Origin of the sequence: Prodigiosinella aquatilis, from assembly GCA_030388725.1 — a bacterium.
Lineage (GTDB): Bacteria > Pseudomonadota > Gammaproteobacteria > Enterobacterales > Enterobacteriaceae > Prodigiosinella > Prodigiosinella aquatilis.
Genome location: CP128857.1, coordinates 982,195 through 994,154, shown reverse-complemented (window position 1 = coordinate 994,154; position 11,960 = coordinate 982,195). Strand labels below are relative to the sequence as shown.

Below are 11,960 nucleotides of genomic sequence, written 5' to 3'. Positions count from 1 at the left end.
TGACCAATGGCCAAGAAGGTAATCATGCCGAACATTATTGACCGACGGTCAGTCATAATTTATGATGATAATGATTATCAGTATTATCAACAACATTTCGCGAGGGGCTCTTTATGCACAACTTACACCGTGTTTCGTTAGTTATCGCTATATGTCTTGGGACCTTTATGGCTTCACTAGACATCAGCATCGTTAATGTGGCACTCCCCACCATGCTCAAGTCGCTTAAAACCAGTATGTCCGGTCTACAGTGGGTCGTTGACGCTTACGCACTTTGCCTCTCCGCATTGATCCTCTCATCAGGCCCACTGGGAGACAGGTTTGGCCGCAAGCGAATTTGGTTAGGTGGCATTGTGCTGTTCACGCTGGGCTCCATTATCTGCGCCTTTGCTGGTAGCCTCGCTGGTCTGCTAATTGGTCGAGTGATACAGGGGATCGCCGGGGCAGCCGTAATCCCTGGGGCTTTATCACTGCTGACGCACGCATTTCCCGAGGAGCAGCAACGTATACGGGTGATTGGTATCTGGTCCTCCGTCAATGCTTTGTCACTGGTTGTAGGCCCGATATTAGGCGGTATTTTGGTTCACAGCTCAGGATGGCCGAGCATCTTTCTCATCAACATTCCAATAGGTATCATCGCGTTTTTACTGGGAGCATGGGGACTTATCGAAAGCTCGCACCCTGAACATGCGGCACTCGACCCCATCGGCCAGACACTTAGCATTCTCTGGTTGGGCTTACTGACGTTTGGCTTAATTTCGGCAGGTCAATATGGATGGCACAACCCCTTGGCATCTTGGCCGCTATCGGGCGCACTGATTCTGTTTGCTTTGTTCATCTGGGTTGAAACAAAGGTTAGTCGCCCGCTGGTTCCGCTAATTCTGTTTCGCAAAACAGATTTTACCGGGTATAACCTGGCTTCTGCGGTGCTGGGTTTTTCTTCTTATAGCAGCGTGTTCTTCGTCTCTCTATTTTTGCAGCAAGCACAAGGCTGGAGTCCAATTGAAACCGGCTGGAGGATGGCACCCGAATTTATTGCAATGGCCATAATGGCTTCATCGTTTGGTCGGTTGTCAGCAAGATTCAGCGTGAACAGTCTCGCCATTGCCGGATACGGGTTGGTCGGCATTGGACTGCTGCTGCTGGCTCAGTTACAGGCTGACAGTCACTACCTGAACACCGCAATCTTTTTAGCCGTCCTGGGTATGGGAATGGGGCTAGGTATGCCGGCGACTAGCGCACTTGTGATGCGCAGTGTCCCTGCCCAGCGTTCAGGAATGGCTTCGGCGTTGATGAATGCACTTAGGCAAACAGGGATGACTCTGGGAATTGCACTTTTAGGTACGTTAATGAGTCTACGCGCGGTTAAACAGTTGAGTGAACGGTTAAACGATAACCATATTCCCCAATCTTTTGATATTGCTCAATCCGCAATTGTTGATCACCGACTGATCGGCGACCTTACGTTACCACCTTTTACATTAGCAAAAATGACCAGTGACGCATTTGCCAGCGGGTTTTCCATCGCCATGCTGTGGGCGGGCGCAGTAAGTTTAGTCATGACCGTGTGGCTACTGGTCATGCTCCATCCCCACTTTCGTCATTCCTCAATTCAACACCCAATCATGGTAAGTAAATCTCAAGATTAAGAAGAGGAAATTTTATGTTAGCTCAAATAAAAATAGACCCAATTGAAGAGTTGATTGACTTTGCTTTATGCGTTGACGCCTGCATGGTTCCCCCGTCCGCGCTCGCTTTTCAAAGCAAACGCCTGCTGGATAATCTTGGCTGTCTGGCCGCTGGCTATAACCAGACCGGCGTAGATGCAGCATTAAAATTAGCGCGCCGCTGGAGTGGTTGTACCGAAGCACACATTTTGGGCAGTAGTGAGCGTCTGGCGGCGCCGCAGGCCGCTTTTGTTAATGCAGTAAGAGCCAGATCGCTGGACTATTGCGACGTGTTATCGCCAGGTTGGCACCCCAGCTCATCGGATATTCCGGTCGCATTGGCCGCCAGTGAATTGTCAGGGGTATCCGGTTTAGATATGCTCGCTGCACTAGCGGTCGCTCAGGACTTTGGCCAGCGCATCAATCTTGCGGCTCAGGCCAATGGATTTTTCTACCGTGGTTTTGACTCAAACATTCTCGGTTTATTCTCGGGGACGGTCATTGCTGCACGCCTGCTAAAGCTGAACCGGGAAGCATTTACTTCCGCTATTGGGCTGGCGTTTGATTTCGGAATTGGGACCTTTCAGCACTACCAAGATAAAACGCTGGCAGTTCGCATCAGCCAAGGAATAGTGGCGCGCCATGCTCTGGAAGCAGCGATGCTAGCTCAGGAAGGGATAAGTGGTCCGAAACGAGTACTGTGCGGTGAAAACGGTTTTTTCAACTTGTATGCGCCGGGAAAACCCGATCTATCGCAATTAACCCATAAACTGGGTTTGCAATTTTTAGGTGAAGAAGCCACCTGTTTTAAACTATATCCTCATTGCAGCATATTACTTTCCCTGACGGATACCCTGCTTAAAACTAATTTACCTAAAACGTTAATAACCGATCCCAAAACCCGCCTCATGCTGAATGCTTCGCCTACAATGCGCATGGTATGTGGTGCGGACTATGCGCCTGAGAAGACCCCTGCGATTGACGCCCAGTTTAGTGCCCGATACGTGATTGCCAACGCCGTTCTGCGGGGAAAAGCCACCTCGGCCGAATTCAGTGCCGAGTCAGCGCAAGATCCGCAGGTGATGGCCCTCGCAAAGCGTGTTGAAATACGCGAGCAGCCTGAATTCGAACGTTTTGACAAGTTTGAACTTCATATCATGCCAGAAGGAAATCCCCCGATAATTATTAAGTCAGCCTTCGGTCGTGGTTGGCCGGAAAATCCGACCGACTTGCAGGACATTCGTAATAAATTCATCACCTGTTGTTCGTTATCAAACTGTGAGCAATTTCAAGCTAACAGCAATACGTTAATTAATATTGTGGAAAATTTAACTAATGCGCCATCAATTGACGCACTCATTTCTTTACTAAGCCTGAAACCTTTCTGAAAGAGGTAAAATTATTTTTTGGCGAATATTTTAATTTCAACCCATTGACATACCCACAGGTTACTTTTGTTAATACAGTGAGAGTCCCTCAGAGATAAAAAGGTGATCATTCTGGTAGTCTTGACAGGAAGATAATTCTGATTTGGCTTATTTATTAGCCATTTACTGGCAAAGGCGATCCCACTCAGGGGAGTCAATTTCCTGCTTTCATGTATCCTTGGTAAGGGGGTGAACTCACGTTGTGCAGATAAAATAATGTTATAGACTGACCAGTATCAGCTAAAGCTATTTTCGGCGTAGGGCAACAGCTCGCTGATTCGGTTGTTGGGCCAGGTCGGCAAGCGGGTCAGTACATCCCGCAACCAGATATACGGGTCGTGGCCGTTGAGTTTGGCGGTTTCCAGCAGACTCAGGATAGCCGCCATCCGTTGCCCAGCACGCAACGAACCGGCAAACATCCAATTCTTGCGCCCAAGAGCCACCGGACGTATCGCATTTTCACAGCGGTTGTTATCTATGGGTACTCGCCCGTCATCCAGATAGCGCAGTAAGGCCGGCCAGCGTTTCAGGATGTAGTCCAACGCTTTGCGCAGCGCGGAGTTGGGCGCGGCCTGCGGCTGTTGCAACACCAGCCACTGATGGAAGACCTCCAGTCCAGGTTTCGCATAGCGCTGTCGCCATCGGCGTTTTTTATCCGCCGGACGCTGTTTGATTTTACGCTCAAGTTGGTACAACTCACGGATGCTGTCGAGGGCCAGTTTGGCCACCGGGCTTTTATTGATGGTAAACAGTTCAAAGAACTTTCGTCGGGCGTGCGCCCAACAGCCCGCTTCCAGGGCCTGGCCGCTGTCGAACAACGCCTGGTAACCGGCGTAACCATCTACTACCAGAGTACCGTGCCAGCCATCAAGGATGTCGCGCGCATACTGTCCGCTGCGTCCCGGCTGACAGTCATACAGCACTATCGCCTGCTCGGCGCTTTGAGCGGTAACATAGGCCCAGAGATAACCACGTTGAGTTTTACCCTTGCCGGGGTCGAGAATGGAGAGCGTGGTTTCATCGGCTTGCAGCACCGGATGTTGCAGCAGGTCGTGATGCAGGCGCTCGGCCAGCGGTTTGAGCGCCGCGCCCACGGCGCCGAACCAGCCCGCCAGCGTACTGCGCGGGATATCAACACCGCTGCGTTGATAGATAACCTGTTGGCGATAGAGCGGCAGATGATCGAGGCATTTGGCGCTGACCACCTGCGCCAGCAACCCTGGGCCGGGCTGGCCTTTTTCTATCAGCTGTGCCGGCAGCGGAGCACTGACCACGGTATCGCAGTGTTCACAGCTGAACTGCGGGCGGATATGGCGATGCACGATAAAACGCGCCGGCACATACTCCAGCCTTTCGCTGATTTCATCACGGATAAAGCGCAGGGCATGGCCACAGTCCGGGCAGCTATCGGATGCCGGGGCAAGGTGAATATCCTGGCGTGGTAGTTCCGGCGGCAGCGGTCGGCGTTTGGGCACGGCGGGTTTGTCGGCTTCAGGTTCGGGTAATAACGTGGCCAACTGTTGTTCAATATCGGCGGCATCAGCCTCGATATCTTCATCGAACAGTCCGCGCTGTTCACCCTGGAAGGCTTCGCTTTTACGCCCGAAGCGCCACTGGCGGGCATTTTTTAGCGCCTCTTCCAGTTGCTGGATATAGCACGTTTGTGTCTGGTTTTGCTGCGTCTGCTGCTCGAGGTCCGCGAGTAATTTCAACGCCAGAGCGCGCAGTTCATCGGGGTCTTTTGAGGTCAGCAAGGCATCGATATTCATGCGACCATTTTATCAGCGTGGCACCAGATTGTCATTGATAATCAATATATTAAATACTATTTTTGTTATTTCCAGCCGGTTAAATCCAGGCCATCCACCCGCTGCCAGTCGATGCCTTTCATCAGCCAGTCTGCCTGCTCGGGTGACAGCAGCCAGACGACATCACCTTGCCGGGGCCAGATAAAGTGGCCCTGATGAAGACGGCGGGAACGGTCACGGTAGCGTCATTGCGATGATGTTTGAGCCAATAATAAAAGGTGGCAGGGTTCAAATCGTGTTGCTGACAATAGTGCTGTCTGGTTAATCCACTCTGTTGCCAGGCATCGAGATGCTGTTGCCGCTCACTGTGAGAATACCGTTTTGCCATATTTCACCTCCGATTCGTTGTATTGAATGAGGGAAGCATGTGGCAGCAGAGCTTTGTTAACAATACGAGTTCGCCGTACGCTTACTCCAGACAAGCCAGAAACCGGGCTAAAATCTGCAGAGTAAAAAACGAATAAGAGTGTCAACTTCGTTGACAGCTACCGGGTGGTCTCAGTCCAGAACAATTTGAAAACGATAACCTCGCTTAGGCCTGTGTCCACATTACTTGGGTAGGATCAACTCTCATATAGCAGCTCTTGCTAAGGTGATTTACCATCACAAACAACAATATGAACCCCATCATCAATTAAACCATCAGTCACATGAATTTTACCGTGTTTCGAAATCACTATAGCTTCAATATCAGTTTGTTGGTTTAAGTAAAAAATGGCGTCATGAATGTAAGATAAAAATCCAGCGGTACTCCAAATTTCACCATCTATAGAATATTTGGAAAAAATCGTAATGCTGGCAATATCTGTTGAAATTGGCATTCCCGTCTGAGTATCAAGCAGGTGATGATAGCGCTGACCATTGGCTTCGAAGAAACGTTCATTGATACCAGAAGTAACCATAGAACCTCCTGTAAGCGGCATAACGCGAACTACCGACCCACGTTCAGCTAAAGGATTTTGAATGCCCACATTCCATGCCTGGTTGGTCTTATTAGGCACATTACCAATAGTTAATACATTCCCTCCTAAGTTAATGAAACCATGTTCAACACCAGCGCTCACCAGTTTCTTTTTCACTTCATCGGCAAAGTAACCTTTGGCAATTGCCCCTAAATCGATTTCCATGTTTGATTGAGTCAGGTAAACGGACTGTTCATGTTCATTCAGAACAATATTGTGCGGATCAACCAAAGGGAGTTTTTCAGATATTTCATCTCGCATTGGTACTCTGGCATTTTTAAAGCCAATACGCCACGTTTTGACCAAAGGCCCAATGGCAATGTTGAAGGGATTTTTTGAATCCACACTAATCGCTTTGGCTATTTTTATTAGTTGAAAAAGATCTGGTTGTACGACAACGGGGGCAATACCTGCGTTTTGGTTCACGCACATTAATTCAGAATAAGGCTGATTCACTGTGAATCGCTGGGCATATTGATAGAGCTGGCGGTAGGCATCCTTGATGAGTTGTTCTCCATTCGGATGGTAAATTACTAAATCAATGAATGTCCCCATCATCTGGAATCTGGTTTGATATTTTGTCATTTTCATTATTTTGCGGATTAGCATGGCATTAATAAATCAGAGGGAAGCATACTCCCTCTGATTTACTGTATTTCACTGAGATCAAATCTGCTCGGCTACACTCTCACCAGCAATTCGACCATAAGTAAAGATATCAATTAACGCGTTTCCACCCAGACGGTTACCTGCGTGGATACCTCCAGCAACTTCACCTGCCGCATACAAACCAGGAATGATGTTGCCTTCTTTATTGATAACACGCGCTTTAGTATCAATTTTTAGTCCCCCCATCGTGTGGTGCACCGATGGTTGCCGTGGTGTTGCGTAGAATGGTCCTTGTTCCACTTTCAAACCGAATGCACTCTTATGGAACTCAGGATCATGACCCTGATCTACATAGATGTTGTACTGATTGATCGTTGCCGTTAATTCAGCTGCTGGAACACCAATTTTCTCAGCCAGCTCATCAAGTGTATCCGCTTGAATGATGATACCTTCTTTGATTTCTCGTTCGATGGTTTCATCAGATGTATTCGCGGCTGTCTGACGAATCTTCTCATCGGCAATCATGTATATGACGCTACCGTTATCGAAAAAGGCCTCAGCGAGTACATCACGACTTCCGCACTCATCAATAAAACGTTTACCTTGTTGGTTCACAAAGACAAAGTTCTCTGGTGGTACGATCAATCCTGTTAGCAGTGCGCCAGATTTCGGGTCGCCAATTGGCATCAGCTGAACAAAGCCCATACCCACTAACTCTGCACCAACTTTCTCACCAATTGCGATGCCATCGCCAATAAGTGCCGGAGAGTTGGTTGTTTTAATATCATCTGCAATTTCTCTCCAGTAAGTATTGTATTTTTTGATCATCTTTGTGTTGGCACCGAAACCACCTGATGCGAGCACCACACCATTATTTACACTGAGTACCAGCCTGGTACCATTTGCCTGTGTTGCTTTGATGCCAACAACTTTACCCTTTTCAACAATCAAATCCGTTGCACGGGTATCGGTGATTATTCGGCCCCCTTTTTCTTGAATTCGCTTCTGTAGTTTATCAACAAACTCAACACCCTTAGGACGTTTTGGCTTGTGCGCACGACGCCACAATGCACCTACAGGGATTTCAACCACACTGCGATCAAAGTCGATGCCTTTATCACTCAACCAATTGATTGACTCCATAGCATTCGAGGTTAAGGTTTCCACTAAGTCGTATTGACCATAAATGGATTGACCATTCAGATCGGTACGTTTACCTCCCAGGTAAGTCTGGATGCGATGTAGCTCAATAGAATCGAATAGATAGTGTTTACCGTTTTCCACATCAACAAAGTAGCTATTAAGCTGTTTTTTAAGTATTTTAAAATCAGCAAGATACCCATCTACAAACTCTGATTCCGGCGTATCGGCAATCGCCATCAAGTTTTCTTTTTCCCCCGGTAGAGCACGGAAGCCATTCTGCCACTCGGGCTCCGCTGCATTTACCCAACCGCCAGTGCGAACGGTGTTACCACCAATGGCCGGGAATTTTTCCAGTAAAATGACTGATTTGCCTTTATCAAGGGCAGTAAGGGCTGCGCTCAAGCCTGCACCGCCGCCGCCAACAACCACGATGTCAACGGTTTCTTCAATAGTTTCAGATGACCATTCAACCGGTTTTCTCGCTTTACAACGAAGCGCTTCAGAGTTACCGCCAGCAAGGTCAACCGCATTTGAAACACCATCAATAACCGCCTGGCTACTTACCGTTGCGCCAGAAATTACATCAATATTTAGCGTTTGGTCATTGATAATTTGTTGAGGAATACGCTCAAATGCTGGATTCGCAATGCCATCAGACTCTTTTGAGGAATCAACAAAAATATCAAGGATCTTATCTTCCGAAAAGGCCACCGTTACCGGTAAGTCGCTGTTATGACCTCGTCCGTAAGCCGTATATTTACCCGGTTTAAATTCAATTTTAACGTTTTGCAGTTCTTTAATGCGTTGATGTTTTAGTGCTTCAGCCGCACTATCCACAATCATATAGTCCATGATTTCCCAAAGCGGAGTCGGTATTTGTAATTCTCCCTGTTGGGCAATATCAGCAAATTCTGCACACTGCTCATTGTTTAGAGCCTTAGCGGCCCAAGTCGGCTCAACCAAATAGCCTTTACCGACACTCACTATATCGTAACCTTGTGAGAGCGCCTGTTCTGCATCAGCACGCTGGACAATTCCCCCTACGCCAATGACCGGCACTTTTGCTACATTTTCCGATTGAAGTTGACGATACTTAGTGATGAGTGATTCTTTATCCTCTGGATCCACAATGGAGTTACGTGCCCAGTTCCCCATAGAAAAGTGGAAATAATCCAGGCCACAGATTGCGAGTTTATCCAAAAGATACATAGTATCGTTAAAGCGGATTCCCGGTTCTTCCAGCTCTTCTGGCGAGAAACGATAGCCGATAATGAAATCTGTTTTCTCATGAGATAAAGCAACTTGTTTGACCTTTTCCAAAACCGCAAGCGGGAATGTCGTACGTTTTTCAATGGTCCCACCCCATTTGTCATTTCTGCGGTTTGAGTGAGGAGAGAAAAATTGCTGGATGAGGTAAGTGTTAGCACCGTGGATCTCAACACCATCAAAACCAGCCAGAATGGCACGACGAGCGGCATTACCAAAGTTTTCAATCATTGCTTCGATCTGAACTTCAGTCATTTCAAGTGGTGTTTCTGCATTATCACGCAGAGCTGCAACAGGACTTGCCGATATTGGCTGGTGACCACCGTTGTATTCCGGATTTGCCATACGTCCTGCGTGATAGATCTGCAATATCGCTTTTGAGCCCTTTGCCTTGATCGCATCAGCTAATTTTTTCAAGCCAGTCACTTTGCTATCCGTATCAATCCCTAATGCACCAGGAAAAGCACGACCATAATTTTCAACAAAAGCACTTTCAACAATAACTGCGCTTGCATCACCAGAACGAGATTCGTAATAGGTGATCATCTCTTGCGTCACTCCGCCATCAAAAAAAGCAGATTGAATCGTCATTGGTGCCATTACAATACGATTTTTTAGCTTGTTTCCTGATTGAAATAATATTTCTTTGATTAACTGGCTCATGAATTTTCCTTTAGCAAATCTCTTCTCATATGGAACGTTTCCGCATCATTATTTTTATTTTTCTCAACATCATAATGACGATGTGAAAGTTCTTGTTATGACGTCTTGCTGTTGTTCTCGTGTAAGTGAGTTAAAACGCACGGCGTAACCCGATACACGAATAGTGAGTTGAGGATAATCTTCCGGATGTTCCATCGCATCCAGCAGCATTTCACGGTTCATCACGTTCACATTGAGATGCTGTCCCCCTTCTATAGCCTCGTCATGGTGGAAGTAACCATCCAGCAAGCTGGCCAGATTTTTACCGCGGACCGCATCATTTTTGCCAAGAGCACCAGGGACAATGGAAAACGTATAGGAAATCCCATCTTTAGCGTAAGTGAATGGCAAACGTGCCACTGATGTCAGAGAAGCGACAGCGCCTTTCTGATCCCGCCCATGCATCGGGTTAGCACCCGGACCAAATGGTGCGCCAGCACGGCGGCCATCTGGTGTGTTCCCCGTTTTCTTACCGTAAACAACATTAGAGGTGATGGTCAGCACTGACTGAGTTGGTGTGGCATGGCGGTAGGTTGGATGTTTCTGAATTTTCTTCATAAACCGCTCAACCAGATCACAGGCCAGTTCATCCACCCGAGCATCATTGTTACCGAACTGCGGGTAGCTGCCGGAAATTTCAAAATCGACAGCAATACCCGCTTCATTTCGAATGGGTTTGACCTGCGAAAATTTAATCGCTGAAAGTGAATCAGCCGCAACGGATAGCCCTGCGACACCACATGCCATAGTACGATAGACATCACGATCCATGAGCGCCATGAGGGAGGCTTCATAGCTGTAACGATCGTGTGAGTAATGGATGATATTCAGTGCGGTTACATACTGAGTGGCAAGCCAGTCAAGCATACTGTCATAACGTGCCATGACATCTTCAAAATCAAGTATTTCCGATTTTACTGGCTCAGTTTTTGGCCCAACTTGTACGCCTGATTTTTCATCAATACCGCCATTGATTGCATAAAGTAATGCTTTAGCAAGGTTAGATCTGGCACCGAAAAATTGCATATGCTTACCGAGGATCTGTGGGCTTACACAGCAGGCGATAGCATAATCGTCATTACCAAAATCGTTTCGCATCAGATCGTCGTTTTCGTACTGAATTGAAGATGTATCAATCGAGACTTTCGAAACGAACTGTTTGAATCCGTCAGGAAGTTGCTCAGACCACAGGACGGTCAGGTTTGGTTCAGGCGCAGCCCCCATGTTGTATAACGTTTGCAAATATCGAAACGTGGTGCGCGTGACAAGGGTGCGACCGTCTGTCCCCATTCCGGCCATCGCTTCAGTAGCCCATACCGGATCGCCGGAGAACAGCGAGTCATATTCCGGAGTACGCAGATAACGAACCATTCTCAGTTTCATGATGAAATGGTCAATAAGTTCCTGAGCCTCCTGTTCATTAAGCAGACCAGCAGAAAGATCACGCTCAATGTAAACATCCAGGAAGGTTGAAGTGCGGCCAAGTGACATGGCTGCACCATTCTGGGATTTTACTGCGGCAAGATAGCCGAAATAAGTAAACTGAACCGCTTCCTGCGCAGTTCGTGCCGGGCCAGCCATATCAATACCGTATTTCAGCCCCATTTCGTGAATGTCATGTAATGCTTTAATCTGGTCTGCCAGTTCTTCACGTAACCGCAGTACCGAAGTGGGGTGCTCTGCGTTTTCCAGCATTGGCTGAGTGGATTCAAACTGTGCTTGTTTGTCCTGAATAAGGAACGCCAGGCCATACAGCGCAATGCGACGATAGTCACCTATAATGCGACCCCGTCCGTATGCATCTGGTAAGCCAGTAATCACACCAGATTTACGGCAGGCAAGGATATCCGGGGTATAAAGTTCGAAACAGGCCTGGTTATGGGTTTTACGGTAATCCGTAAAAATTTTTTCGGTCACCGGATCCAGCTCTTTGCCGTAAACTTCACATGAATTTTTCACCATGCGAATACCGCCGTAAGCAATAATTCCTCGCTTAAGCGGCTTATCTGTCTGGAGACCAACAATTTTTTCTTCAGTTTTATCGATATAACCTGCGTCATGCGACGTGATTGTAGAAGGCAGGGACGTATCGAAATCAACGGGAGCGTGAGTGCGGTTTTCCTGTTTTATCCCTTCAAGAACGATATTCCATAATTTAGTTGTCGATGGGGTGGGTCCTGCGAGAAATGCGCTATCGCCCTCATATGGAATATAGTTTTGTTGAATAAACTCCCTGACATCGACCGCTTTCTGCCACTTATCGCCGACAAACCCCTTCCAGGCTTCAGTCATCATTCGCGTGTCTACTTTCATTTTAGTTACCTCATAACTTAATATTGACCGATCGTCTAATAATTAATGCTACTATCCCATTGT

7 protein-coding genes are annotated in these 11,960 nt (G+C 47.5%); 2 read left to right on the top strand and 5 right to left on the bottom strand.

Translation table 11 applies throughout. The features are described 5' to 3' along the window. Nucleotides 1-113 precede the first annotated feature (113 nt). Complete coding sequence (locus PCO85_04720) at nucleotides 114-1,649, top strand: MFS transporter (protein WJV54743.1); 1,536 nt, start codon at nucleotides 114-116, stop codon at nucleotides 1,647-1,649. Between the two features lie 14 nt (nucleotides 1,650-1,663). Beyond that, nucleotides 1,664-3,055 (top strand): MmgE/PrpD family protein, encoded by a 1,392-nt coding sequence (locus tag PCO85_04715; protein ID WJV54742.1) that lies wholly within the window; start codon nucleotides 1,664-1,666, stop codon nucleotides 3,053-3,055. Between the two features lie 275 nt (nucleotides 3,056-3,330). Here the strand turns inward: PCO85_04715 and PCO85_04710 are convergent, their stop codons facing one another. The 5 genes from PCO85_04710 to pflB form a co-directional block, all read right to left on the bottom strand. Further along, the gene (locus PCO85_04710; protein ID WJV54741.1) at nucleotides 3,331-4,863 is read right to left on the bottom strand and encodes an IS66 family transposase; all 1,533 of its coding nucleotides are present in this window, start codon (nucleotides 4,861-4,863) and stop codon (nucleotides 3,331-3,333) included. A 65-nt stretch (nucleotides 4,864-4,928) separates the two neighbouring features. Beyond that, nucleotides 4,929-5,045, bottom strand: a complete 117-nt coding sequence (locus PCO85_04705) for a hypothetical protein (GenBank protein WJV55999.1) — start codon at nucleotides 5,043-5,045, stop codon at nucleotides 4,929-4,931. A 444-nt stretch (nucleotides 5,046-5,489) separates the two neighbouring features. Next, nucleotides 5,490-6,455: an FAD:protein FMN transferase gene (locus PCO85_04700; protein ID WJV54740.1), complete on the bottom strand. Its 966-nt coding sequence runs from the start codon at nucleotides 6,453-6,455 to the stop codon at nucleotides 5,490-5,492. A 75-nt stretch (nucleotides 6,456-6,530) separates the two neighbouring features. Continuing rightward, nucleotides 6,531-9,545, bottom strand: a complete 3,015-nt coding sequence (locus PCO85_04695) for a flavocytochrome c (GenBank protein ID WJV54739.1) — start codon at nucleotides 9,543-9,545, stop codon at nucleotides 6,531-6,533. Nucleotides 9,546-9,614: 69 nt separating this feature from the next. Continuing rightward, nucleotides 9,615-11,897: a formate C-acetyltransferase gene (gene pflB / locus PCO85_04690; protein WJV54738.1), complete on the bottom strand. Its 2,283-nt coding sequence runs from the start codon at nucleotides 11,895-11,897 to the stop codon at nucleotides 9,615-9,617. Between the last annotated feature and the right edge of the window lie 63 nt (nucleotides 11,898-11,960).